This is a genomic window from Streptococcus infantis (assembly GCF_047464415.1).
Lineage (GTDB): Bacteria > Bacillota > Bacilli > Lactobacillales > Streptococcaceae > Streptococcus > Streptococcus infantis_AE.
Window position 1 is genome coordinate 86872 of the sequence record NZ_JASHBX010000007.1, and the last position, 25804, is coordinate 112675.

General features: G+C 41.1%; 19 protein-coding genes and 3 pseudogenes. 21 read left to right on the top strand and 1 reads right to left on the bottom strand.

Going from position 1 to position 25804, the window contains the following annotated elements; translation table 11 throughout:
* The first annotated feature begins 77 nt into the window (after positions 1-77).
* Together QM460_RS05575 and QM460_RS05580 are read left to right on the top strand one after the other, a co-directional pair.
* Positions 78-512 (top strand): GTP pyrophosphokinase, encoded by a 435-nt coding sequence (locus QM460_RS05575; protein ID WP_414289483.1) that lies wholly within the window; start codon positions 78-80, stop codon positions 510-512.
* A 52-nt stretch (positions 513-564) separates the two neighbouring features.
* Positions 565-1404: a thymidylate synthase gene (locus QM460_RS05580; RefSeq protein ID WP_414289484.1), complete on the top strand. Its 840-nt coding sequence runs from the start codon at positions 565-567 to the stop codon at positions 1402-1404.
* 116 nt (positions 1405-1520) lie between these two features.
* Here QM460_RS05580 and QM460_RS05585 read toward each other — a convergent pair whose 3' ends face one another.
* Positions 1521-1691: a DUF3042 family protein gene (locus QM460_RS05585; protein ID WP_049526232.1), complete on the bottom strand. Its 171-nt coding sequence runs from the start codon at positions 1689-1691 to the stop codon at positions 1521-1523.
* Positions 1692-1811: 120 nt separating this feature from the next.
* On the opposite strand from QM460_RS05585, the gene miaA reads away from it, so the two are divergent.
* The 19 genes and pseudogenes from miaA to QM460_RS05680 all read left to right on the top strand — a co-directional run bounded on the left by miaA (position 1812) and on the right by QM460_RS05680 (position 25771).
* A complete protein-coding gene (gene miaA / locus QM460_RS05590; RefSeq protein ID WP_414289485.1) occupies positions 1812-2696 on the top strand; it encodes a tRNA (adenosine(37)-N6)-dimethylallyltransferase MiaA in 885 nt (294 codons plus the stop codon).
* On the top strand, positions 2689-3927 hold the full coding sequence (gene hflX / locus QM460_RS05595) for a GTPase HflX (protein WP_414289486.1): 1239 nt from the start codon (positions 2689-2691) through the stop codon (positions 3925-3927). The genes miaA and hflX overlap by 8 nt, the downstream gene beginning before the upstream one ends.
* The gene (locus QM460_RS05600) at positions 3920-4543 is read left to right on the top strand and encodes a cystathionine beta-lyase (RefSeq protein ID WP_414289487.1); all 624 of its coding nucleotides are present in this window, start codon (positions 3920-3922) and stop codon (positions 4541-4543) included. Before hflX ends, QM460_RS05600 begins: the two co-directional genes overlap by 8 nt.
* A 14-nt stretch (positions 4544-4557) precedes the next feature.
* Complete coding sequence (gene rnz, locus QM460_RS05605; protein ID WP_414289488.1) at positions 4558-5487, top strand: ribonuclease Z; 930 nt, start codon at positions 4558-4560, stop codon at positions 5485-5487.
* Between the two features lie 20 nt (positions 5488-5507).
* Positions 5508-6263: an SDR family NAD(P)-dependent oxidoreductase gene (locus QM460_RS05610; RefSeq protein WP_414289489.1), complete on the top strand. Its 756-nt coding sequence runs from the start codon at positions 5508-5510 to the stop codon at positions 6261-6263.
* 308 nt (positions 6264-6571) lie between these two features.
* A complete protein-coding gene (locus QM460_RS05615) occupies positions 6572-7141 on the top strand; it encodes an SMI1/KNR4 family protein (RefSeq protein WP_414289490.1) in 570 nt (189 codons plus the stop codon).
* Between the two features lie 18 nt (positions 7142-7159).
* Positions 7160-7597, top strand: a complete 438-nt coding sequence (locus QM460_RS05620) for a hypothetical protein (protein ID WP_414289491.1) — start codon at positions 7160-7162, stop codon at positions 7595-7597.
* Between the two features lie 2 nt (positions 7598-7599).
* Entirely contained in the window at positions 7600-8664 is a 1065-nt protein-coding gene (locus tag QM460_RS05625; RefSeq protein WP_414289492.1) for an ankyrin repeat domain-containing protein, read from the top strand.
* Positions 8665-8708: 44 nt separating this feature from the next.
* The gene (locus tag QM460_RS05630; RefSeq protein ID WP_414289509.1) at positions 8709-9296 is read left to right on the top strand and encodes an SMI1/KNR4 family protein; all 588 of its coding nucleotides are present in this window, start codon (positions 8709-8711) and stop codon (positions 9294-9296) included.
* Complete coding sequence (locus QM460_RS05635) at positions 9293-10042, top strand: hypothetical protein (RefSeq protein ID WP_316107635.1); 750 nt, start codon at positions 9293-9295, stop codon at positions 10040-10042. The genes QM460_RS05630 and QM460_RS05635 overlap by 4 nt, the downstream gene beginning before the upstream one ends.
* 124 nt (positions 10043-10166) lie before the next feature.
* Positions 10167-11123, top strand: a complete 957-nt coding sequence (locus QM460_RS05640) for a hypothetical protein (protein WP_414289493.1) — start codon at positions 10167-10169, stop codon at positions 11121-11123.
* Positions 11124-11319: 196 nt separating this feature from the next.
* Positions 11320-13071: a glycoside hydrolase family 13 protein gene (locus QM460_RS05645; protein WP_414289494.1), complete on the top strand. Its 1752-nt coding sequence runs from the start codon at positions 11320-11322 to the stop codon at positions 13069-13071.
* Between the two features lie 52 nt (positions 13072-13123).
* Positions 13124-13846, top strand: coding sequence for a DUF4241 domain-containing protein (locus QM460_RS05650; RefSeq protein ID WP_000413612.1), 723 nt, complete (start codon positions 13124-13126; stop codon positions 13844-13846).
* An 11-nt stretch (positions 13847-13857) separates the two neighbouring features.
* Positions 13858-14415 (top strand): SMI1/KNR4 family protein, encoded by a 558-nt coding sequence (locus QM460_RS05655; RefSeq protein WP_001185400.1) that lies wholly within the window; start codon positions 13858-13860, stop codon positions 14413-14415.
* A gap of 560 nt (positions 14416-14975) precedes the next feature.
* Positions 14976-15143: pseudogene (locus tag QM460_RS05660) on the top strand (YSIRK-type signal peptide-containing protein); the annotation flags it as partial.
* A 210-nt stretch (positions 15144-15353) separates the two neighbouring features.
* Positions 15354-21468: pseudogene (bgaA, locus tag QM460_RS05665) on the top strand (LPXTG-anchored adhesin/beta-galactosidase BgaA); the annotation flags it as partial.
* Positions 21469-21500: 32 nt separating this feature from the next.
* Positions 21501-22013, top strand: a pseudogene (locus QM460_RS05670) (SIALI-17 repeat-containing surface protein); the annotation flags it as partial.
* A 349-nt stretch (positions 22014-22362) separates the two neighbouring features.
* A complete protein-coding gene (locus tag QM460_RS05675; RefSeq protein ID WP_000323392.1) occupies positions 22363-23064 on the top strand; it encodes an ABC transporter ATP-binding protein in 702 nt (233 codons plus the stop codon).
* Between the two features lies 1 nt (position 23065).
* Positions 23066-25771: an ABC transporter permease gene (locus QM460_RS05680; protein WP_000824283.1), complete on the top strand. Its 2706-nt coding sequence runs from the start codon at positions 23066-23068 to the stop codon at positions 25769-25771.
* The last annotated feature ends 33 nt before the right edge of the window (positions 25772-25804 follow it).

The following is a 25804-nucleotide window of genomic DNA, read 5'->3' on the forward strand; positions in this document are numbered from 1 at the left end:
GGTTATTGATCAAGCTCTTTTTAAGTTGAAGTTGTTAGAATAAAGTAATAACTCACTAATGATAGGAGGAGTTTTGGATGAATACTGCAGAACAATCCATGTTTGATATAGTCTTGTCTATCGCTACGGAAGCTCATAGAGGACAATTTGATAAGGCAGGAGTAGATTATATAAAACACCCACTTTTTGTAGCAAGCCAAGTTGTTACTGAAGAAGAAAAAGCAGTGGCTTTGCTACATGATGTTATTGAGGACAGTCATTATACGGCTGAAGAACTATTACAAGCTGGTTTGCCAGAAACAGTAGTTACTGCCGTTCAGATTTTGTCAAAGAAAAAGGGGCAAGACTATCAAACATATCTGGAAAATGTGAAATCTAATTCTCTAGCACGTGTTGTCAAATTAGCAGATTTGAAGCATAATTCGGATTTATCTAGATTGAGTTCTGTTACTGACGAGGATTTGGAACGATTTGAAAAATATAAAAAAGCCATCGATTATCTGAGTATGTAGAAAAGCTCTTTTTATGCTATACTAGTTAAGACAATAATTGAGGTGAGAGTAAATGACAAAAGCAGACACGATTTTTAAAGAAAATATCGAGCGAATTCTCAATGAAGGAGTTTTTTCAGAACAGGCTCGTCCCAAGTATAAGGATGGAACAGTAGCTAACTCCAAGTACATCACAGGTGCTTTTGCGGAGTACGATTTGTCTAAGGGGGAATTTCCCATCACGACCTTGCGCCCCATCGCAATCAAATCAGCCATCAAGGAAGTACTTTGGATCTACCAAGACCAGACCAATAGTTTGGAAGTACTCAATGACAAGTACAATGTTCACTACTGGAATGACTGGGAAGTTGGAGATACAGGGACTATTGGGGAACGTTATGGGGCTGTTGTTAAGAAGCATGACATCATTAACAAGATTCTCAAACAGTTAGAAGCTAATCCTTGGAACCGTCGCAATATCATCTCTCTTTGGGATTACCAAGCTTTTGAGGAGACAGATGGTCTCCTTCCATGCGCCTTTCAGACTATGTTTGATGTCCGTCGTGTAGATGGGGCTATCTATCTGGATGCGACTTTGACCCAGCGTTCTAATGATATGCTGGTGGCTCATCATATCAATGCTATGCAGTATGTGGCTCTTCAAATGATGATTGCCAAACATTTTGGATGGAAGGTTGGGAAATTCTTCTACTTTATCAATAACCTTCACATCTATGACAATCAATTTGAACAAGCTCAGGAATTGCTTCGTCGTGAGCCTTCAAACTGCCAACCACGTTTGGTCTTGAATGTACCAGACGGGACTAACTTCTTTGATATTAAAGCAGAGGATTTTGAGCTGGTTGATTATGATCCAGTCAAGCCACAGTTGAAGTTTGACTTGGCAATTTAATACTCTCTGAAAATCTCTTCAAACCACGCTAGATTCCTAGTTTGCTCTTTGATTTTCATTGAGTATAAAAGAATAGAAAAAAAGAAGTTGAGAAAAATCCCAACTTCTTTTGTTTTTTAACGTGATACGCGACGACGCGCTGCTTTCTTACGGTTTTCTTCGATGAAAGCTGCTTTTTGTTCTTCTGGTTCGATCACTTTCTTTTTAACTGCGTATACTGCACCTGCAACTGCAGCGACAGTTCCTGCAATACCTGTTACAAGACCTTTAGCGAATCCTTTAGCCATGAGTATTCCTCCTTTAACTTATAAATCAGCCAGCTACCTCAAGAGGTCGCATTTTTCTGACTGACCTTTTTATGATATAATAATAGTAACGAAAAAATGGGAATTTTTCAAGGAAAAAAGATGAAAACAAAAATAATTGTGATTGTTGGACCGACTGCAGTTGGAAAAACAGCTCTAGCCATTGAAGTTGCTAAGCATTTTAATGGTGAAGTAGTTAGTGGAGATAGCCAACAAGTCTATCGAGGACTGGATATTGGGACAGCCAAGGCAAGTCCGGGGGAGCAGGCAACTGTCCCTCATCATTTGATTGATGTGAGAGAAGTAACCGAGTCTTACTCGGCTTTTGATTTTGTTTCAGAAGCTAAGGCGGCTATTGAGGATATTCAAAGTCGAGGTAAGCTCGCTATTATTGCAGGTGGGACAGGACTTTATATTCAGAGTCTATTAGAGGGATATCATCTAGGTGGAGAGACACCACATGAGGACATTTTAGCCTATCGGACTAGTTTGGAACATTATACAGATGAGGAATTAGCTCATCTGGTGGAGCAAGCAGGTCTTGAGATTCCCCAGTTTAATCGTCGTCGTGCTATGCGTGCCTTGGAAATTGCCCATTTTGGTCAGGATTTGGAAAATCAAGAGACCTTGTATGAACCTCTGATTATTTGCTTGGATGATGAGCGTAGTCAGCTTTATGAGCGTATCAATCACAGAGTGGACCTGATGTTTGAAGCTGGACTTCTAGACGAAGCCAAGTGGCTGTTTGACCATTATCCAGATGTTCAAGCTGCTAAAGGGATTGGCTATAAGGAACTATTTCCCTATTTTCGAGGTGAGCAGAGCCTGGAAGAAGCTAGTGACAGCCTCAAACAGGCGACACGTCGTTTTGCCAAGCGCCAGCTAACCTGGTTCCGTAATCGCATGCAGGTGACCTTTTATCAGATAGGAGAATCTGGTGTAAAAGACCGTATTTTAAACCAGATTGAGGAGTTTTTAAATGATTGAAACGGAGAAAAAAGAGGAGCGAGTCCTGCTGATTGGTGTTGAACTCCAGGGCATGGATAATTTTGACCTCTCCATGGAAGAACTGGCTAGTCTGGCTAAGACGGCTGGTGCGGTTGTAGTCGATAGTTACAGACAAAAACGTGAAAAATACGACTCTAAGACTTTTGTCGGATCTGGTAAATTAGAAGAAATTGCTCAAATGGTGGATGCAGAAGAAGTCACGACTGTCATCGTCAACAACCGTTTGACACCACGTCAAAATGTCAATCTAGAGGAAGTGCTAGGAGTCAAGGTTATTGACCGAATGCAGTTGATTTTGGATATCTTTGCCATGCGGGCTCGAAGCCATGAAGGAAAACTTCAAGTCCACCTAGCCCAGCTTAAGTATCTCTTACCTCGCTTGGTTGGTCAGGGAATTATGCTCAGCCGTCAGGCTGGGGGCATTGGTTCTCGTGGTCCAGGTGAAAGTCAGTTGGAGCTCAATCGTCGTAGTGTTCGTAACCAAATCACAGATATCGAGCGCCAGCTCAAAGTCGTTGAGAAAAATCGAGCGACAGTTCGAGAAAAACGTTTGGAGTCAAGCACCTTTAAGATTGGTTTGATTGGCTACACCAATGCTGGAAAGTCAACTATTATGAACACCTTGACTAGCAAGACCCAGTATGAGGCAGATGAGCTCTTTGCGACTCTGGATGCGACGACTAAAAGTATTCATCTGGGGGGCAATCTTCAGGTGACTTTAACTGATACTGTTGGGTTTATTCAAGATTTGCCGACAGAGTTGGTGTCTAGTTTCAAGTCGACCTTGGAAGAAAGCAAGCATGTAGACCTTTTGGTTCATGTTATCGATGCCAGCAATCCTTACCATGAGGAACATGAAAAAACAGTTCTTTCCATCATGAAAGATTTGGACATGGAGGATATTCCTCGCCTAACCCTTTATAATAAAGCGGATTTGGTGGAAGATTTCACGCCTACCCAAACGCCGTATGCACTGATTTCTGCAAAGTCTAAAGATAGTCGAGAACAGTTGCAGGCTTTATTGCTAGATAAGATTAAGGAAATTTTTGAACCCTTTACTTTGCGCGTGCCTTTTTCTAAGTCTTACAAGATTCATGATTTAGAAAGTGTTGCGATTCTTGAAGAACGTGACTACCAAGATGATGGTGAAGTCATCACAGGCTACATTTCTGAGAAAAATAAATGGAGATTAGAAGAATTTTATGACTGATATCAAATCATTAGCTCTCAAGTATGGTGGCTATACGAGTTTAGACAAGGTATATCTAGATCAGCTTTTAGCTGGTAGGTCTGAAGAGGAGCAACTAGCTCTCATCACCCCTCCACCTAGCGTGGTTAATGCCTACTTTGCAGAACTCTACCAGAAAAAAAGTCCTCAAGCTGCGACCGATTATTTTGCGGAAGTCAGCCAGGAACTGAACCTCTACAATGCTAATCCAAGTTTCACGGAAGAAAGCAAACCCTTTATTCGTCTGAATCTGTCAGGCAAATCTTTTGGTTTTTGCTATGAGAGTGAAGGTTTAGGTCGGATTTTCTCAGAGGCTGAGGAAACAATCACAGCTGACTTGCTTTTTGAGATTGCGCAAATTTTCCCCCATCAGCTAGTCTTTGAGGAGTCTGGAAAAATTTATATGAAGGCTGTCGAAGATGAGGAAGTTGTTAGCGTGGAAAATCTTACAGCCTTGACAGATTTGGAAAGTTTGGCAGATGGTCGCAAGCGTCTCAAAGGTTATAGTCAAGAGGATTTGCTACAAGAAGCTAAAGCCTATACTGGTAAGTTTTATTATCGCTCAGAAAACCGCACCGCTATGTTATATATTGATTAATTAGAAAGTATCGAATGGATATTCAATTTTTAGGAACGGGGGCTGGTCAGCCCTCCAAAGCCCGCAACGTTTCCAGTCTCGCCCTGAAACTATTAGACGAGATTAACGAAGTTTGGCTCTTTGACTGTGGAGAAGGGACGCAAAATCGCATTCTGGAAACCACGATTCGACCACGAAAAATCAGCAAAATCTTTATCACTCACTTACACGGAGACCATATCTTTGGTTTGCCTGGATTTCTCTCTAGTCGTGCCTTTCAAGCCAATGAAGAGCAGACAGATTTGGAAATCTATGGTCCCCAAGGTATTAAGTCATTTGTCTTGACTAGTTTACGTGTCTCTGGTTCTCGTCTACCCTATAAGATTCATTTTCATGAATTTGACCAAGATTCTCTTGGGAAAATCCTTGAAACGGATAAGTTTACTGTATATGCGGAAGAGTTGGATCATACTATTTTCTGTGTCGGCTATCGTATCATGCAAAAGGACCTAGAAGGGACCTTGGATGCTGAAAAGCTCAAAGCTGCTGGTGTCCCATTTGGCCCTCTTTTTGGAAAAATTAAAAACGGTCAGGATGTCGTCTTAGAAGACGGCACCGAGATTAAGGCAGCAGATTATATCTCAGCACCGCGACCTGGTAAGATTATCACCATTTTGGGAGATACTCGAAAAACAGATGCCAGTGTGCGTCTTGGTGTCAATGCAGATGTTCTTGTCCATGAGTCGACTTATGGCAAGGGAGACGAAAAGATTGCCCGCAATCACGGACACTCAACCAACATGCAGGCTGCTCAGGTTGCAGTAGAAGCAGGAGCCAAACGACTCTTGCTCAACCATATCAGTGCACGCTTCCTTTCAAAAGACATTAGCCAGCTCAAAAGAGATGCGGCAACAATTTTTGAAAACGTCCATGTGGTTAAAGACCTAGAAGAAGTGGAAATCTAGAATCTCGAGAAAGGAAAAGTATGCGTACTGTTCTCATAACAGGAGCTAGCGGAGGTCTAGCCCAAGAAATGGTCAAACTCTTGTCCAATGATCAATTGATTTTGCTGGGTAGAAATAAGGAAAAATTAGCTCAAGTATACGGAAATCATCCACATGCAGAATTGGTTGAGATTGATATTACCGATGCTCAAGCCTTAGAAGAACTAATGTCTGAACTTTACCAGCGTTATGGCAAGATTGATGTTTTAATTAACAATGCTGGCTACGGGATTTTTGAGGAATTTGACAAGATTTCTAATCAAGATATTCATCAAATGTTTGAGGTCAACACCTTTGCTTTGATGAATCTGTCTCGTTTGGTTGCAGCTCGTATGAAGGAGACACGAAAAGGGCATATCATCAATATCGTTAGTATGGCTGGTTTGATAGCGACTGGCAAGTCCAGTCTTTACTCAGCGACCAAGTTTGCGGCTATTGGTTTTTCAAATGCTTTGCGTCTCGAACTCATGCCTTATGGAGTCTATGTGACGACGGTCAATCCAGGTCCGATTCGTACAGGATTTTTTGACCAAGCTGACCCAGACGGCAGTTATCTAAAATCGGTTGACCGTTTCCTACTCGAGCCAGATGCAGTAGCTAGAAAGATTGTTAAAACCATAGGAAAAAACAAACGGGAACTTAATCTCCCAGTCTTGCTTCACTTAGCCCATAAGTTTTATACTCTCTTTCCCAAGTTAGCAGATAAGTTAGCTGGGGAAACCTTTAATTATAAGTGATAAAGCTGTTCCCTTGTTGAATGGCTTTTTACTTTAATTAGGAGGAGTTGTTCATCAAAAATAATCCCTGAAAATACTGGTAGTTTATCTCTATTTGATTGTTTTGGAGTATAATTGAGATAAGAACCTTCATTAGATAAATGAAGTCACAAACCAGCTAGCTTATACTCTTCAAAAATCAAATTCAAACCGCGTCAACGTCGCCTTGCCGTACTCAAGTACAGCCTACGGCTAGTTTCCTAGTTTGCTCTTTGATTTTCATTGAGTATTACCCTAGATAATGCTCTATGTATAGTCCGAGGTCGACAATGGAATTATTGACAATTGACCAAATCATTTTCCTTACCCAAGAAGAAACACAAGGGCTGGACTCTGAGATAAGAGAAGGGATAGTCCTGAATAAAACAGATTTGCCAGTGTCTGAACTGGATCGTTTAAAAAGCCAACTTCAAATCCAAGATTTGGATCCGATTTTTAGGAAATATATTCTGGCCTATAACTGGGGGCAGATCGGTTTTTTAAGTTACCAGTTTGGATATGGGGACGACGCTAGCCTGACTTGGCTGATCAATCGCAATTTGGAATACCACGATTACTCGACTCTACAAGAAAGAGGCTTGATCATCATTGCAAATGGAGATCCCTACACTATTTTGCTGGATTGTAAAATTGGGACTGTCTATGCTGTTGATGCAGAGCTGAACTATGATGAAAAAATATGGCTGTCACCAGATTTTCTAGCATTTGTGAGAGCCATGGGGACGGCTCAATCTGCAGTTTGGAAGGGTTGTGAAAGTGACTTCATCCACTTGATGACTAGAAAATGCCATGCGTCCAGTTTGATATTCTGGAAGAGTCTGGTCGGATTTTATGATTGAAAATAGAAGGAGCAAGTCATGGAATTTATAGTAGCTGAGGAAGGAATTCCTCAAAATATCGGATGTCAGGGAGCCTTGATTGCCTATTATGGCAGTGAGATAGAATTTCATTATGAAACCGTGCCACCGCATGGGGATGAGATTTTTTCTGCCAAGTTGCCTTTGTTAGAACTTGAACTGCCCTTTTGGATTTATGGGAGAAATCTCATATTTTTAGACGCTTACTATCTTTTAGCTGAAACTGTTAAGAAAGGGACTTGGAATCCCATAACCAGTATACTTATCAACATTCATATGGGGAAATACGCCAGCCTAGACCATTGGTACAATAATATATCTATTGAGCAAGACGGTCTTGAGTTGAAAAATGATTATGATGGACAAGTCCTGACTTTGAAAACTGTTGACAATCTTCATTGGCTTGCCCTAGATGATGTATCAGAAGAAAGGAACTAAAGATGGCAAAGAAAAGAGTTACCTTACCTAAGGACTTCAATGAACTACTAACTGACGGCAATATTGACCAATTAAAGGCCGTATATGACAAGTGTGAGCTAACTGCCCATAACGGGAGATATAGTTTAAGTACGGCTCTGCATTTTGGTGGGGTTCCTGATGAGCTGGTTATCTGGCTTGTCGAACAGGGCTTAGATATCAATACCCCTGATTATTATGGAGCGACTCCTTTGTATCGTCAGGCAACCATGGGGAGAGATACTGTAAAACTCTTGCTTGAATTGGGAGCAGATATTGAAAAAAGCAATACTTATGGAAATACACCTCTACACATGGCAGCTGAGTTTTTTCATCCTAAGACCGTTGCGCTTCTTTTAGAAAAGGGAGCAAATGTCAACACTAAAAATGATAGGGGACAAGCTCCCCTAGACTCCGTTCTCACTGTCTGTCGGGGAATCTATATTGCCCAAACAGCTGAAATCGCCACAATGCTGCTGGATGCTGGTGCTAAGAAAACACCAGCCATGAAAGAAAAGGTCGAAAATATTGGTAAGGATTTTGAATTTCATAGAGAAGGAATCAATTCTGACTATCTAGAAGCAGCAGATAAAGGTTTAGCCAAACTTTATCGTTTGTTTGATGTCAAGCCGGTAGCCAAACGAATAACTCATGATGGCAGTGCACCAATTTTGGTCAAAGAAGGAACTTGGGAGGAGCAATATGAGGAACTTTGGTCCTTCTTAATCCCTTCGAGTGGCGCAGCAAAAACTGTTCAGGGAGAAGTTATCCGTATACCAGGTCGAGTTCGAGATGAACTGGATCGCAATGGTGGGGCCAACTGGGACAGGGACTATAGAAAAATACTTCAAGCTCTCCCTCAATACTTGTCTCTGGGAATCCCTCTTTCAGATCAAGAATTAAAAGAGACTAAAGAGCTTATTGCTCAAGTTCATGGGAAAGATTTTGATGACGAGCCTCGCCTAGACCGCCTGTGTCAGCTAGCTATTGCTTGGATTAAGCAAAATCCTGAACCCCTTCCCCTAGAAAAAACAAGTTATAATCGTTAAAAAGCATTGTAAGACAGATAAAACAAAGAAATCATGGTGAAATGATGCAACTAATTGACAAAGTTAAAAATATAGAAACTTATATTTGTGAGTATTTTGAAGACTGGGATTTGGATGATCCTGTGGAAGAGGAATACCTAGATGATTATCAGAATATTTCTGGTGCTTCCGAGGAAGAGCTTCAAGCTTTGGAGGAAATACTTGTCATTCGTCTACCTAGTGACTTCAAAGAGCTTTATAGCTACAAAAATGGGAGCAAATACTTCTCTATTTTACCTTGTGTGATTGACCAGAGAGAGCTGCCTTTTTCTCTCATGAGTTTGCAGGAAATTGAGACTTGTAAAAAATACTTTCAAAATAGGGATGCTCTGTTAACAGAATTTCCCGACTATTTTTCTAGTCAAGACCTGGAAAATATGCGTGATAGTAGAATAAAGTCCTATCTTTTTAATAAAAAATGGTTTCCTTTTGCTCAGTATTGTGACTCTTGTTATCTTATGCTGGATTTTGATCCAGACCGAGAGGGGCAGGAAGGGCAGATTATTTGCTACATTCATGACCCTGATGAAATTATCTATGTAGCAGAAAGTCTTACGGAGTTGATTGAAGGGATTATGGATGAGATCATATGAACGGACAAATGTATCAGATAGCCTGTATCGTGGCAGCCGCTAGGAAGGCTTTAAAAAATGATAAAGAAATATGCTATAAGCCTGAAAAATATACAAATAAGTTGAGCTTTCAAATTTTGCCGTCAGAAAAGGGGGAAGTTATAGAACTATCTGTATCTGATTGGTTTGAAAACCTTAAGGAAAAAGGTTTGAAGGATTTACAATTATTTTGTCCTATTTCAGTTGAAGACAGAGGGATTTTAGGATTTTCCAATACAACACAGAGTGCAATTCTCTGTTTTTATAAAGATGGGAAGGCAAGTTATTTCCTATCAAATTGGAAATCTGCTTCCTCAGGCAGAGGCTGGGATGTCACCTACACCGAGTATGAATGGGAAAGGTCTTCTCAAGACATTCCTCACTATGAAAATAATCTGGAAGAATTTAAGGACGTATTGGCTCGTATAGAAGATCTAGCAATTAAAATTGAATGTGAGAACTTTGCAAAAGTCTTTCACTCTGCCAGAAACTTTTTGCTAGACCCAGAATCTGGTAAAGGACTGGCAGAACCTCAAATTCCACCGCAACATCTAAGCATATTTAGAGCTGCAAGTGCAGCGGATGTTTTTGGAGCAATGGGTTCCTGGAATGATGAACCTGGATGGCTGGCACAAGATAAGGGACTGGGTCAAGTATACGATGAACTTTCGGATCAGTTGCTAAGAAATATTCGATTAGCCATTCTATTTGCCATCAATGAATGGTGATTGTTTATACTCTTCAAAAATCAAATTCAAACCACGTCAGCTTCGCCTTGTCGTACTCGAGTACAGCCTTTGGCTAGCTTCCTAGTTTGCTCTTTGATTTTCATTGGGTATTAGGAGGAAGAAAATGGGGAAGCTAAAGTTAAGCCTATTAAAAAAATGGGAACTAGACAAGGACTATAATAGTGTTCTCAATTCTGTCATGTTACAGGATGGTAGAGCCTTTGTCTTGACCAGTGAGAAGGAAGATTTCAATCGCTACTGTCTGCTTGAAGTATCGCCTTTGGGTGTGAAGGAGATAGATGCTTGGGATTGTGACCATGTTTGGGAGGAAGAGCCTCTACTCTTTACAGATGGACAAAACATTGGCATCATCAAGGCTGGTAAGGAAATAGTCTATTATACTGGTGATTTTTCTCATCCAGAAATCATTGCCATAAAGGATTCGCAAAGTATACTTCCTAAAAAGGCACAAGAGAGATATTTTCAAATAGTATCAGATAGCGACCAGATACCCGTGTGTTTTGAAGATCAAGTTTATTCAAATCAGGCAAGAAACTTTGCCCTTTTAGAATTTGATAGAGAGAAAAAGCAGGCTAAGTGGACCACTTATTCGCATATTGATAAAAAATATTTAAACCACCACGACAGGAGCACAGATGCTTGTCCTAAAATCGATAGTCTGAAATGGTGGCAGCAAGAGCTTTATGCCTTTAGCTCTGGAGAAAGCCAAACCTCCGTCAATAAATGGGGCATGGACTATTATGCCCTAGTTAAAATCTCTAGTGATGGTCGTATTATCGAAAAGTTATTAGAATCTGAACATTTAAAGGCTTTAGGTAAAAAAGCTGGTGTCAATGGACTCTTTACGGATTCGCCTTATCTTATCCTGAGCCCCCTATTTAAGAATGATGACTGGAAAGGCAAGCAAAAGCTATTTTCTCTGGCAACAAGAGAACTGTGCGAAATAGCCATGCCTAGAGGAATGAGTAAACATAAGGTTCAAAATATAACAGACAACTATTGTTTAACCTTTCTGTACGACAGAGGATTAAAAGAACTTGCCCTTTGTCAGATTGACTAGGCTGTGAGGCTGATTTTGAGAGCTTTTTTATTGATAGGTGCTGAAATTTCTTGATTAGTCTACAGTATCTATTTTGTGCTGTTTTTTGTGAAATTTGACCAAGTATTGCAAATAAACAGTTAAAATAGTATACTAGAACTAGCAATTATGAAAATGTTTGCACTTTTGTTGATGATGATTATTTAGGAGACAAGACATGGAATTAACAGCCATTTATCATAGACCAGAATCAGAGTATGCTTATCTTTATAAGGAAGGTCAGCTACATATTCGAATTAGAACCAAGAAAAATGATGTCCAGCAGGTCATTCTACACTATGGTGATCCCTTTATTTTTATTGAGGATAAGTATGAAGCTAAGAATGAAATGACCAAAGTAACCTCAGACGCCTTGTTTGATTATTGGCAGGTTACAGTATCGGTTGATTTTGCACGGATTCAGTATCTCTTTGAACTTCTTGATAAGGAAGGTCAGGGAGTCTTCTACGGAGATAAGGGTTGTGTAGAACATACTCAAGAAAACTTGGATGCTGAAGGAAATGGCTTTAAACTTCCTTACATTCACGAAATCGATGGTTGCCAAGTTCCAAGCTGGGTTTCAAATACCGTTTGGTACCAGATTTTTCCAGAACGCTTTGCTAATGGAAATCCTAATTTGACTCCTGATGGAGCTCGAGCGTGGGATGCAGAGATTTCTCCTGAAAGGGATGATTTTTTTGGTGGAGATTTGCAAGGGATTATTGACCATTTAGACTATCTTAAAGATTTGGGAATCACTGGACTTTATCTATGTCCGATTTTTGAAGCTACAACCAATCACAAGTACGATACGACGGATTATTTTGAAATTGACCGTCACTTTGGAGACAAGGAAATCTTTCGTAATCTAGTAGAGGAAGCCCATAAACGGGGCATCAAAATCATGTTAGATGCAGTGTTTAACCATATCGGAGATCAGTCAGCCCAATGGCAGGATGTTCTAAGGAATGGAGAAAATTCCCCTTATAAAGATTGGTTCCATATTCAAGAATTTCCAGTTACTGAGGATAAACTTAAGAACCCAAGAGAACTACCGTATCATACCTTTGCCTTTGCTAGCTATATGCCTAAGTTAAATACAGCAAATCCTGAGGTGAAAGCTTATCTTTTAAGTGTTGCGACCTACTGGATTGAAAATTTTGATATCGATGCTTGGCGCTTGGATGTTGCCAATGAAATTGACCACCAGTTCTGGAGAGATTTCAGAAAGGCAGTTCTTGCTAAAAAGCCTGATTTGTACATCTTAGGTGAAATCTGGCATACCTCACAACCTTGGCTACAAGGAGACGAGTTCCATGCTGTTATGAACTATCCACTCTCTGAAAGTATCAAGGATTATTTCTTACGTCAGCATAAAAAGACGGAGCAGTTCATTTCAGAAATCAATAGCCAGTCTATGTACTATAAGCAACAAATTGCTGAAGTTATGTTTAACCTTTTAGATTCTCATGATACAGAGCGTATCCTCACAACTGCCAAAGGAAATATCCAGCATGTTAAGGCTGCTTTAACCTTCCTCTATCTTCAAAAAGGGACTCCTTGTATCTATTACGGAACAGAGCTGGCACTTAAAGGTGGACCAGATCCCGATTGCCGTCGTGTCATGCCTTGGGACCGTGTTTCTGAGGACAATGATATGCTGAATTTCATGAAGAAATTGATTCAGGTCCGTAAGGAAATTTCAAGCATGATCCAGCATGGTTCCTATAGCTTGCAAGAATTGAAACCAGATGTCCTATCCTTGAAGTGGAACTACCAAGGGAAAGAAGTTCAAGCAATCTTTAATCAGTCTTCTGAGAAATATATTTTAGACAGAGATTTAGTTGATTTAGCGAGTCATTGCCAGTTTGAAGATGGTCAGCAAGTCATCTTGCCAGATGGATTTGTAGTTTATTTAGATTCGATTTAAATCTATTTTTAACTTCAGTACAGATTTGTTTTAAACTAGAAAGGAAAGACCGATGGAAAAACTTCAAGTTTCCGAAGAATGGTTGCAAAAATACCAAGAAATCAAACATATTTTGACCTCGTCTGTCAATTACGCAGCGTGTTTCGAGATGAAAGAAATAGACGGCAAGGAAGTCTTTGTCTTAGATATGGGGGAAGTGACCTTCCCAAGTGGAGAAATTTTAGTTAGGGATCCCTTGGTCTGGCTCCGTAGGAATGAAAAACCCTATTTAGAGACCGTTCCAAAAGGAACATTTCCTCTCAAAACCTTGGTAGTTAAAATCGAAGAAGATCATTATAGGTATGTTGCAACAAGAGTTCAATTTACAGATAAACTTCCAGTTGTTTACTATGAAGCTTTAACTGGTACTGAAAACCTGGATTCTGTTGAAGAAGATTCTTATTTTGGATTTTCAGTCGATGCAGGCTTGGCAACTATTGTGGATGTTGAGACAAAAAATGCCTACTGTGATTTTGAAGAAAAATGGTATCAAGAAAATCCTGAAAAAAACATCTATGATGATTTCTTTGAGGAAATTTTTGCTCAAAATGCCATAGAACATCCCCTATATCAACGAGAAGGCGGTGATTGGATTAACTTTAAAATACCACATACAGACCTGACTATTCCAATGATTCAATCTGGTTTTGGAGATGGAAATTATCCTGTTTACTTTGGCTATGACAAGGATCATCAACTATGTGATGTGGTTATTGAGTATATCTATGTAGGATAAGGAGTTGGATAATGGCACTCAAGGAAGTTTATGATTATTTTCGTCACTATGATAAGGAAACTTATCAAGTTGTCGCCTGCATGGGCAATGAACCATCGGAAGAAGATGTTCAGGATTTTGAAAATCAATACGGCATTCGTCTGCCAGAAGATTTCAGGGAATTCACCATGTCAGCTCTGGGAGGTCTCTTTATGGAAGTCAGGGAAGAGCTATGGCCAAGAGCCAAGGCTTACGATGTAGCCCCTTTTTGGACCTTCTGCCGAGGTATCAAGGTCTTGGGAATTGCAAATGGCATCCCAGACTTCCTAGACATTCGAATAAAAACCAAGGAATTACATGATTTAGGGTTTGTTGACTATATTCCATTTCTGTCTATCATCGGTGATGGAGATGTAATTTTCTGCTTTGATAAGGACAATCATATAGTAGCTCTGGATTGGTTTAATAGTGGCGAAACTGAAGAGCTTGAATGTGATTTTTCAGAGCTTTTGCTTCAGCAAATTGCCGAGCTTGAAGAACGTAAAGATGAGATGGTCAAGCTTTTGGAAAAGGGAAAATCTAGTCAATAATCTAATAGGAAATGTTAGTTTGATAGTCCGTAAAAGAGGTTGGGACAAAAGATCCCGACCTCACTTTTTATTAGCAATCAAACGTTGACGCGGTAGCTGATTGAACTTTCTGTTCGTCTTTTATACTCTTCGAAAATCTCTTCAAACCACGTCAGCGTCGCCTTGCCGTATATATGTTACTGACTTCGTCAGTTCTATCTACAACCTCAAAGCAGTGCTTTGAGCAACCTGCGGCTAGCTTCCTAGTTTGCTCTTTGATTTTCATTGAGTATTAGACTCCAAAAATCTCCTAATCATCCTCGCGGAGCTGGGACTACGAAATCGAGACTTTGTCTATCGATTTCTGTCCCAGCGCCTTTTTTAGTAAAATCATTCACTAAATGTACATTCAGATTTTTAAACTTTTCTACAAATTATAGAAAAAAGAATCAAAAGTATGATTTTTATGTTGCCAGTATTGAAGTTTCTTATATTATTTTATAAAATAGAAGCAAAATACTACTGGAAAAGTAGAGCGCTTACATAAAATTAGAAGCGGTTACGAATATAAGGAGGATCTTATGGGAAAAGATCATTGGAATCGAAAAAGAGTGTACAGTATCCGAAAATTTACCGTTGGAACTTGCTCTGTAGTTATCGGCACTTGCTCAGTCTTATTTGGAGCAAGTGTAGCTGGTGCAAGCCAAGTTTCAGCTGATGAAACTCCAATTGCAGTTGCTGCAGAAAAAGTAGAGGATGATTCTCATAAAGAGGAACTTGGTGAAACAAGAAGTCCAGAACAGCCAGCATCAACTGAAGCAGCTGCAAGTGAAGTTGCTACACCAGCTCATGAAGTTGAAAAAACACAGGACAACCAAACTGTACAGTCAGATTCTGACAAAAAAGAGGATTCCATCTTAGATAAGAAACCTCAAGCAATTACTCAAGATCAATCTGCTCAAACGGAAAAACCGGACCTAAAACCGGCTACCAGTGAGGAGGTAAATCAATTGGTTGAGGACCGTAAAATAGAATTTAACCAAAACTGGCATTTTAAACTTAATGCCAATGCTAAAGACGCTATCAAACCAGATGCAGATGTATCAAGCTGGAAGAAATTAGACCTTCCTCATGACTGGAGTATTTACAATGACTTCGATCATGATTCTCCTGCCCAAAACGAAGGTGGACAACTCAATGGTGGGGATGCTTGGTATCGCAAGACCTTTAAACTAGATGAAAAAGACCTTAACAAGAATGTTCGCCTGGTCTTTGATGGTGTTTATATGGATTCGCAAGTCTATGTAAACGGTCAGCTAGTTGGTCACTATCCAAATGGTTACAACCAATTCTCTTATGACATCACTGATTATCTCAATAAAGATGGTCGTGAGAATGTCGTGGCTGTACATGCGGTCAACAAACAACCAAGTAGCCGTTGGTACTCAGGAAGTGGTATTTACCGTGATGTTACCCTTCAAGTCACAGATAAAGTTCATGCTGAGAAAAATGGAACAACTATCTTAACACCAGACCTTGAAAAACAACAAAATGGTAAGGTTGATACTCATGTAACAAGTAAGATTGTCAATACAGATGACAAAGATCATGAAATTGTTGCTGAATACCAAATTATTGAAAGAAATGGTCAGGCTGTAACGGACGTGGTTCGTACAGATAGCCAAGTCTTGAAAGCTCATCAATCAACTAGCCTAAATGCTATTTTACAAGTTGAGAAACCAAAACTCTGGACAGTCCTTAATGATAAACCAGCTCTTTATGAATTAGTGACTCGTGTTTATCGTGACGGCCAATTGGTCGATGCCAAGAAGGACTTGTTTGGTTACCGTTACTATAATTGGACACCAAATGAAGGATTCTCTTTGAATGGTGAACGCATTAAATTCCATGGAGTTTCTCTTCACCATGACCACGGAGCTCTAGGGGCTGAAGAAAATTATAAGGCAGAATACCGTCGTCTGAAACAAATGAAGGATATGGGTGTGAACTCTATCCGTACAACCCACAACCCAGCTAGTGAGCAAACGTTGCAGATCGCTGCCGAGCTTGGTTTGTTGGTGCAAGAAGAAGCCTTCGATACTTGGTACGGTGGGAAGAAACAGTATGACTACGGACGTTTCTTTGACAAAGACGCCACTCACCCAGATGCTAAAAAAGGTGAAAAATGGTCTGACTTTGACCTACGTACAATGGTCGAGAGAGGCAAGAACAACCCTGCTATCTTCATGTGGTCTATCGGTAATGAAATCGGTGAAGCAGACGGTAAAGCTCGTTCTCTAGCGACTGTTAAACGCTTGGTGCAAGTGATCAAGGCAGTTGATAAGACACGCTATGTCACTATGGGAGCAGACAAGTTCCGCTTTGGTGATGGTAGTGGTGATCATGAAAAGATTGCGAACGAACTTGATGCGGTTGGATTTAACTATTCAGAAGACAACTACAGGAAGCTTCGTGCGAAACATCCAAATTGGTTGATTTACGGTTCAGAAACTTCTTCAGCAACACGTACTCGTGGTAGCTATTTCCGTCCAGAAAGTGAGCTAGTTCACAGTAACCAAGCATATCGTCATTATGAGCAGTCAGACTACGGTAATGACCGTGTTGGTTGGGGTAAAACAGCCACTGCATCGTGGACTTTTGATCGTGACAATGCTGGTTATGCTGGTCAGTTTATCTGGACGGGTACCGATTATATCGGTGAGCCTACTCCATGGCACAACCAAAACAACACACCAGTTAAGAGTTCTTACTTCGGTATCGTAGATACAGCTGGCATTCCAAAGAATGACTACTACTTGTACCAAAGCCAATGGGTTTCTGCTCAGAAGAAACCAATGGTTCACCTCCTTCCTCACTGGAATTGGGAAGACTCTAGTCTAAAAGAGAATGTAGCGGATGCAGATGGTAAGATTCCTGTTCGTGCATTTTCAAATGCTGCCAGTGTGGAACTATTCTTGAATGGTGAGTCCTTAGGTAAGAAAACCTTTAACAAGAAACAAACAAGTGATGGCCGTACTTATCAAGAAGGTGCCAATGCAAATGAACTTTACCTTGAGTGGAAGGTTGCTTATCAACCTGGAACCCTGGAAGCAGTAGCTCGTGATGAGGCAGGTAACGAAATTGCTCGTGATAAGGTTACGACTGCTGGTGAGCCTGCAGGTGTTCGCTTAGTCAAAGAAGAAAATGCTATCGCAGCAGACGGGAAAGACCTCACTTATATCTACTACGAAATCGTTGATAGCGCTGGCAATGTGGTTCCTACTGCTAATAACCTTGTGCGCTTCCAGTTGCATGGACAAGGTCAGATTGTCGGTGTGGACAACGGTGAACAAGCAAGCCGTGAGCGTTACAAAGAGCAAGCTGATGGTTCATGGATTCGCAAGGCCTTCAATGGTAAGGGTGTTGTCATTGTCAAATCAACTGAGCAAGCAGGTAAATTCACCTTGACTGCCCACTCTGATCTCTTGAAATCTGATCAAACTACTATCTTCACAGGTAAGAAAGACCAAGCAGAAAAAACTGTCTTAGGTACAGAAGTTGCTAAAGTCCGTACCGTTATCGGGCAAGCACCAAAAATGCCTAAGAAAGTAGCCTTTATCTACAGTGACGGCAGTCGTGCAAAACTTCCAGTAGAATGGTCAGCAGTTGATGTCAATGAACCAGGAATTGTAACTGTTAAGGGTGTAGCAGATGGACGTGATGTAGAAGCGCGTGTTGAAGTCTTGGCTCTCGAAGCAGAATTGCCTATAGTCAAGAGAATCGCTCCAAATACAGACCTAAATTCAGTTGACAAATCTGTTTCCTACGTATTGTCAGATGGTACTGTAGCAAGCTATGATGTTGATAAGTGGGAAATTGCAGCTGAAGATCAAGCTAAACTAGCAATCCCAGGATCTCGCATCCAAGCAAAAGGTATTTTAGAAGATGAAGAAATCGCTGCGACCTTGGTAGTGGCAGAAGGTGAAGCTGCTAATCCAGTAGTTCCAAATGTAACTGTGGCAGATCAAGCGGTTGAAGGTCTTTCAACTGACCAACCTGTAAAATACCACAAGCTTGCTTATGGCGTAGCTTTGCCAGAGGTTAAAGCTACGGCTGAAAATGCTCAAGTGACAGTTATTCAAGCTAATGAAGCAAATGGTATGCGTGCAAGCATCCATGTTCAACCCAACGATGGTGGCCCACTACAAACCTATGCTATCCAATTCCTACAAGAGGCTCCACAAATTGAACGTTTGAGCCTAGAAGTTGAAAATGCAGCTACTTTGAAAGAAGACCAAACTGTCGGTATCAAGGTATTGGCTCACTATCAAGACGGTACACAAGCAGTCTTGAAGGCTGATAAGGTTACCTTCTCAACTACAGGTGAAGGAGATGTAGCCGTTCGTAAAGGTATGCTTGAATTGCATAAACCTGGTCAAGTAACTCTGAAAGCTCAATTTGAAGGAGCAGAAGGTCAGGTTGACTTGAACATTCAAGAAAATACTGAAAGCAAAGTTGTCCAAGCCATCCGTCCAGTTAGTGTCGTGACAGGTTTGAACCAAGAACCAAGTCTACCTGCTACTGTAACTGTAGAGTATGATAAAGGATTTCCGAAGGTTCACAAGGTGACTTGGCAAGCAGTTGCTAAGGAAGACCTTGCTAAATACCATAGTTTTGATGTCTTAGGTAAAGTTGAAGGAATTGAGAAAGAAGCACATGCTAAGGTATCTGTCGAAGGTATCATTGCTGTCGAAGAAGTGAGCGTAACTACTCCAGTTGCAGAAGCTCCTCAACTACCAGAGAGCGTTCGTACTTACCACTCAAATGGCCAAGTCTCTTCAGCTAAAGTAACTTGGGACGCAATTGAACCAAGCCAATACGCACAAGAAGGCAAGTTTACTGTGACAGGACATGTCGAAGGTACTCAACTACCAACTAAACTTCATGTTCGTGTGTCTGCTCAGACAGAAACTGGTGCTAATATTTCTGACCAGTGGACTGGTTCAGAATTGCCACTTGCCTTTGCATCAGACTCAAATCCAAGTGACTCAGTAGCCAATGTCAATGACAAACTAATTTCATATAACAACCAACCAGCAAACCGCTGGACAAACTGGAACCGTACAAGTGAAGCATCCGTAGGAATTCTCTTTGGTGACTCTGGTATCATGTCTAAACGTTCAGTGGATAACCTCAATGTAGCCTTCCACGAAGACCACGGTGTTGGTGCACCTAAATCCTATGTCATCGAATACTATGTCGGTTCAGCAACTCCAACAGTTCCTAAGAATCCAAGCTTCGTAGCACGCGAAGACCATGTCTTTAATGACGATAAAAACTGGAAAGAAGTAACAAATCTCAAGGCTCCAGATCAAGTCAGAGCTGGAGAAATGACCCACTTTAGCTTTGATAAAGTCAACACTTATGCTGTTCGTATCCGCATGGTTAGACCAGATGGTAAATGGGGTACTTCTATTACAGAAATGCAAATCTTCTCTAAACAAGTAGCTGCAGCTAAGAATGCTCAAGCAAAAATCCAAGTAGATGGAAAAGATTTGCCAAACTTTAACCCAGGCTTGACTGACTACTATCTAGAAGCAAGCCAAGGAAAAGCTCCAGCTGTTACAGCAAATGTCACTGAAAATGGTATTGCAACAGTTGTACCAAGCGTAGGTGAAGGAGATCCAGTTCGTGTTGTTGTCAAGGCTGAAAACGGAGATATCCTAGGTGAATACCGCCTACACTTCACAAATGATAAAGATTTGCTCGCAAGTAAACCTGTTGCTGTTGCCAAATCATCTCGCTTGGTTGCTAAAGGACAAACCCTTGAGTTACCAACAAAAGTTCCTGTCTACTTCACAGGAAAATCTGACTATGAAGTGAAAGACTTGGCTGTTGACTGGGAAGCAGTTCCAGCAGAAAATCTAACAAAAGCAGGTGAATTTACAGTTCATGGTCGTGTTTTGGGTACTGATTTAACTGCTGAAGTAGCTGTTCGTGTAACAGACAAACTCGGTGAAAACCTATCAGACAACCCAGACTTCGATGACGATAGCAACCGTTCATTTGCCTCAGCAACTAACGATATTGATCCAAACTCTCATGACCGTGTAGATTATGTTAACGATGGTTCAGATGATGAAACTCGTCGTTGGACCAACTGGTCTCCAACTCCATCTGATAATCCAGAAGTCTCAGTAGGGGTTATCTTCAGAGAAAATGGTAAGATTGTTGAACGTACTGTAGCTGAAGGAAGCATTCGCTTCTTTGCAGATGGTGGAACAGATGCACCTTCTAAACTTGTTCTAGAACGCTATGTGGGACCAGAATTTGATTCACCAGAATATTACTCTAACTACCAACCATACGATCCAGAACATCCATTCAACACTCCTTCTAACTGGGAGAAAGTTGAATATCGTGCGGATCAAGAAGTTCAAGCAGGAACTGACATCCATGTAACCTTTGCACCGGTCAAAGCTAAAGCTATGAGATGGCGCATGGACAGAAAAGCAGACAAGAAGGGTGTGGCTATCACTGAAATGGCCTTTATCGCACCAAGTGAAGCACCTAAAGACAATACAGCTTCTAAACTTCTAGTAGATGGTAGAGAGCTTGCAGACTTCTCTGAAGCTCGTGTGGATTACCAAGTAACCTATAGTGGAAACCGTCCTAAAGTGACCGTTGAAGCTGGTGAAAACGTAGCGGCAACAGTTGTTGATAGTGGTGACGATAAACTTCCAGTCTTGGTACGTCTCGTTTCAGAAAGTGGTAAACAGGTCAAGGAATACCGTATCCAATTGACCAAAGAAAAGGTTGAAACTGGGAAAGTTGCCCCAGCTGTTCAGGAAGAGCTTCCTAGCCTAGAAGTGGTAGAAGAAGCTCTCAGCTTCAAGACAGTGAAGAAAGAAGATCCAACTCTAGCAGAAGGTGAAACTCGTGTAACTCAAGCAGGTCGTGAAGGTAAAGAACGTATCCTGACTGAAGTAGCACTAGATGGAAGCCGTACTGAAAAACTTCGCGAAACTATTGAAGCACCGCAAGATGAGATTGTCTTAGTCGGAACTAAGAAAGAAGTATCTGGTAAAACAGATCCAGCTATCCATGAGGTTCCAGAATTTACAGGTGGTGTCAATGGAGCAGAAGCAGCTGTTCATGAAGTCCCAGAGTACCCAGGAGTCATTGGCACAGCAGGCGATGAAGCAGCACCAGTAGTAGAAGTACCAGAATTTACAGGCGGTGTCAATGGGGCAGAAGCAGCTGTTCATGAAGTACCAGAGTATACTGGTCATGTAAATGGTTCAGAAGGAACTACCCATCAAGTTCCACACTTTGAAGGTGGCGTTCCTGGTGGAGAAGGGACTAGTCACCAAGTTCCAGAATTTACTGGACGTGTGAATGGTTCAGCCCCAACTACAGGTGAAACACCAGCATACAGAGATGAGCAGTCACAAGTAGCTCTTGCTATGTCACAAGACAAGACCTACCAAGCGCCTGCAAGTCATCAAAATATCCTCCCTGAAACAGGTACAAAAGAAAATGCAACCCTTGCAACAGCAGGTGTTGTAGGAGCACTACTTGGTCTCTTTGCAATGGGAAAGAAAAAAGAAGACGAATAAGATGATGTTATAGCATCTAAGTCATAGAGATTGGACTAAGAGACTAATCTCGATCATAAAAAGCGGACAAAACTAGTTTTCTGATAAACAGAATCTGGTCTTGTTCGCTTTTTTTCTCATGAAGCAATTGCAAAAGAAGACCAGAGATGATATTCGACAAAAAACTAAAATAACAAACTAGAGGAATTGTCTCAGAAACATGGTGAGTAAGGCATGGCTATACTGACTTGAATTCAGCGCATCTGAGGACTTTGAAAATCTCTCTAAAGTCTACAGGGATAAGCTTTCTTTCTCTCCACAAAAGAGTTATAATAAAGATGAAAATAGGGATAGAAGAGTAGGAGATAGGATGGCTTATATTGAAATGAAAAACAGCTATAAGAGGTATCATACTGGTGATACAGAAATTGTAGCCAATCGGGATGTCAACTTCGAGATTGAAAAGGGAGAACTAGTCATTATCCTTGGGTCATCTGGAGCAGGGAAGTCAACCGTTTTAAATATTCTTGGTGGTATGGATACAAATGATGAAGGGCAAGTCTGGATTGATGGGACCAATATCTCGAATTTCACTTCTCATCAGAGAACTAACTATCGTAGAGATGACGTTGGCTTTGTCTTTCAATTTTACAACTTGGTTTCTAACTTGACTGCCAAGGAAAATGTTGAGCTAGCTTCAGAAATTGTTGCCGATGCCTTGGATCCTGAGCAGGTTCTCAAGGATGTTGGATTAGGGCACCGTCTTAATAACTTTCCAGCTCAGCTGTCAGGCGGTGAGCAACAACGGGTATCCATTGCTCGAGCCGTGGCTAAAAATCCTAAAATTCTCCTTTGTGATGAACCAACGGGAGCTTTGGATTACCAGACTGGTAAGCAGGTTCTAAAGATTCTTCAAGATATGTCACGTAAGAAGGGGGCCACCGTTATCATCGTGACCCATAATGCCTCCCTAGCTCCAATAGCTGATCGGGTGATTCAGATGCATGATGCCAGTGTCAAGAGTGTTGTCCTCAATCCTCAACCACAGGATATTGATGATTTGGAGTACTAAGATGAAAAGAAAGACATATTGGAAAGACCTGCTCCAGTCTTTCACAGGTTCAAAGGGACGATTTTTATCCATCCTAACTCTAATGATGTTAGGTTCTTTAGCCGTGGTTGGTCTCAAGGTTGCTAGTCCTAATATGGAGCGAACAGCTTGGGCTTATCTGAAAGATACTAATGTGGCAGATATGACCGTCATAGCAGATTATGGTCTAGATCAGGCAGACCAGGAAGAATTGCAAACTCTATCGGGAGCAGATGTTGAATTTGGTTATATGACAGATTTTACTCTGGCAAATAGTGAAGATGCCATACGAATCTTTTCAAATACTGAAAAGATTTCAAAATTTCAAGTAACGGAAGGTCGTTTGCCTGAAAAAGAAGATGAATTGGCCTTGGCGGATTTTTGGAAAGATCGTTATCAGATTGGTCAAGTCATTCAGTTGAGCCAAAAGAAGGGCAGTAATTCTCAGTTGAAGCGGGATAGTTATACCATTACAGGCTTCGTCCACTCTCCAGATATTTTCTCAAAAACGGATATGGGGAGTTCAGCCAGTGGTAATGGGAATCTAGCAGCCTATGGTGTCGTAACAAAAGATAACTTTAAGAGCTTTGTTTACACGATTGCCCGCCTGCGTTTTGCTAGTCTAACAGATGTCAATCCTTTTTCAAGCGATTACGAAAAGAAGCAAGAGGAAGAAGAGGGAACTCTCAAAGACCTAGTTGCTGATAATGGTCAAGCGCGGCTAGAAAAAATGAAAAAGGACGCTCAAGAGTCCCTTGATGAGGGCAAGAAACAGCTAGACGAGGCTGAAAGCAACTTGACAGCTGGCAAGAAACGTCTACAGGAAATCGAAACGCGTCTACAAGCTCAAGAAAATCAAGTGAGCCAACTACCAGAACCACAAAAAAGTCAAGCATCTAGTCAGTTAGGAGAAACAAAAGAACAACTAAAGCAAGAAAGGGAAAAGCTGAGCCAAGCCGAAACAGATCTTACTAAGGAAAAGGCTAAGTGGCAGACCAGTCAGGATGAGGTCAAGGCTCTAACAGAGCCAACCTATCATGTCTACAATCGCAAGAGTTCTCCTACTGGTCAAGGTTATCTCATGTATAGTAACTCGGCTATGAGTATTCGTGCCGTAGGGAATATCTTTCCAGTTGTTCTCTATGCCGTTGCAGCCATGGTTACCTTTACCACCATGACACGATTTGTAGACGAGGAAAGAACCAATGCAGGGATTTTCAAAGCTCTAGGATACCATAGCAAGGATATCATTGCTAAGTTTGTGATTTACGGCCTGGTTGCTGGAACTCTTGGAACCCTTCTAGGAATCTTGCTTGGGCATTACGTCTTGGCACCTACAATCTCTCATATTATCACTGAGCGAATGATTGTTGGAGAGAGTCAGCAGTATTTCTACTGGACCTATAGTTGTTTAGCTCTGACTCTAAGCTTAGTGGCTAGTGTCCTACCTGCCTACCTTGTATCTCGCAGAGAATTGCATGAAGAAGCAGCGCAATTATTACTACCTAAGCCACCAGTCAAGGGTTCTAAAATTCTCTTGGAGCGCATAACCTTTATCTGGTCACGCTTGAGTTTTACTCAGAAAGTGACAGCCCGCAACATTTTCCGTTATAAACAGCGTATGCTGATGACCATTTTTGGAGTTGCTGGTTCAGTAGCCCTCCTCTTTGCAGGGCTTGGGATTCAATCCTCTGTGGTTGGCGTGGCAGACAGGCAGTTTAAGGATCTGCAACAATACCAGATGGTTCTCTCTGTCAATTCTCGAGCTTCTGATTCTGACAAGGCTAAGCTAGAGGAAAAACTGAAAAGTGATGAAGTTGAAAACTATCGTTTTATTTCTTCCAAACAGATTGAGGAAGACTATGCCGGTAAGGCTGGCGTTCAGACCGTGACCATGATGGTGACGGATCAAGATGACCTAGCTCCCTTTGTCCTCCTAGAAAAAAATGGGGAAAAACTGAGCTTATCTAATGGAGTTGTCTTGACAGAAAAATTGGCCCAGTTGGCAGGAGTTTCTGTTGGTGACAATTTTACAATAGATGGGAAAACCTTTAAAGTAGGTGCTATTACCGAGCACTATGTGGGCCATTTTGTCTATATGAATCAGGCAACCTATGAGGAGATATACGGTCAAGCACCCAAGATGAATACATATTTGGTCCAACTCAAGGATAAAAGTGAAGTCAATACCGAAAGAGTCGCAGGAGAATTTATGGAGCAAGCAGCTGTCAGTGGCCTCGTTCAAAACGCCTCCACCATTCAGCTCTTTGAAAGTTTTGCCAATTCTCTGAATCACACCATGGCGATTTTGGTGCTGGTATCGGTGCTACTAGCCATTGTGATTCTTTATAATTTGACCAATATCAATGTTGCTGAACGGATTCGGGAACTTTCAACCATCAAGGTTCTTGGTTTTCATAACAAAGAAGTGACCCTTTATATCTATCGGGAGACCATCATATTGTCACTAATTGGAATGATTGTAGGATTGGTATCAGGCTTTTATCTCCATCAATTTCTCATTCAGATGATTGCACCCGGTACCTTCCGTTTTCAACCAAAGGTCGGCTGGGAAGTTTATCTCATTCCAGTTCTAGCTGTCAGTGTCATTTTGACCATCCTAGGAGTTTTTGTCAATCATTATCTCCGAAAGGTAGATATGCTTGAAGCCCTCAAGTCTGTAGAATAGTTGATCGAGGACAAAAACAAATAAGAAAGCCCT

Coding starts and splice junctions, on each gene's coding strand:
- QM460_RS05600 (WP_414289487.1), top strand. CDS start 3,920: ATGACTGATATCAAATCATTAGCTCTCAAGTATGGTGGCTATACGAGT.
- hflX (WP_414289486.1), top strand. CDS start 2,689: ATGATTGAAACGGAGAAAAAAGAGGAGCGAGTCCTGCTGATTGGTGTT.
- QM460_RS05620 (WP_414289491.1), top strand. CDS start 7,160: ATGGAATTTATAGTAGCTGAGGAAGGAATTCCTCAAAATATCGGATGT.
- QM460_RS05610 (WP_414289489.1), top strand. CDS start 5,508: ATGCGTACTGTTCTCATAACAGGAGCTAGCGGAGGTCTAGCCCAAGAA.
- QM460_RS05640 (WP_414289493.1), top strand. CDS start 10,167: ATGGGGAAGCTAAAGTTAAGCCTATTAAAAAAATGGGAACTAGACAAG.
- QM460_RS05655 (WP_001185400.1), top strand. CDS start 13,858: ATGGCACTCAAGGAAGTTTATGATTATTTTCGTCACTATGATAAGGAA.
- QM460_RS05615 (WP_414289490.1), top strand. CDS start 6,572: ATGGAATTATTGACAATTGACCAAATCATTTTCCTTACCCAAGAAGAA.
- QM460_RS05575 (WP_414289483.1), top strand. CDS start 78: ATGAATACTGCAGAACAATCCATGTTTGATATAGTCTTGTCTATCGCT.
- QM460_RS05625 (WP_414289492.1), top strand. CDS start 7,600: ATGGCAAAGAAAAGAGTTACCTTACCTAAGGACTTCAATGAACTACTA.
- QM460_RS05680 (WP_000824283.1), top strand. CDS start 23,066: ATGAAAAGAAAGACATATTGGAAAGACCTGCTCCAGTCTTTCACAGGT.
- QM460_RS05650 (WP_000413612.1), top strand. CDS start 13,124: ATGGAAAAACTTCAAGTTTCCGAAGAATGGTTGCAAAAATACCAAGAA.
- QM460_RS05675 (WP_000323392.1), top strand. CDS start 22,363: ATGGCTTATATTGAAATGAAAAACAGCTATAAGAGGTATCATACTGGT.
- QM460_RS05585 (WP_049526232.1), bottom strand. CDS start 1,691: ATGGCTAAAGGATTCGCTAAAGGTCTTGTAACAGGTATTGCAGGAACT.
- QM460_RS05645 (WP_414289494.1), top strand. CDS start 11,320: ATGGAATTAACAGCCATTTATCATAGACCAGAATCAGAGTATGCTTAT.
- QM460_RS05580 (WP_414289484.1), top strand. CDS start 565: ATGACAAAAGCAGACACGATTTTTAAAGAAAATATCGAGCGAATTCTC.
- QM460_RS05635 (WP_316107635.1), top strand. CDS start 9,293: ATGAACGGACAAATGTATCAGATAGCCTGTATCGTGGCAGCCGCTAGG.
- rnz (WP_414289488.1), top strand. CDS start 4,558: ATGGATATTCAATTTTTAGGAACGGGGGCTGGTCAGCCCTCCAAAGCC.
- QM460_RS05630 (WP_414289509.1), top strand. CDS start 8,709: ATGCAACTAATTGACAAAGTTAAAAATATAGAAACTTATATTTGTGAG.
- miaA (WP_414289485.1), top strand. CDS start 1,812: ATGAAAACAAAAATAATTGTGATTGTTGGACCGACTGCAGTTGGAAAA.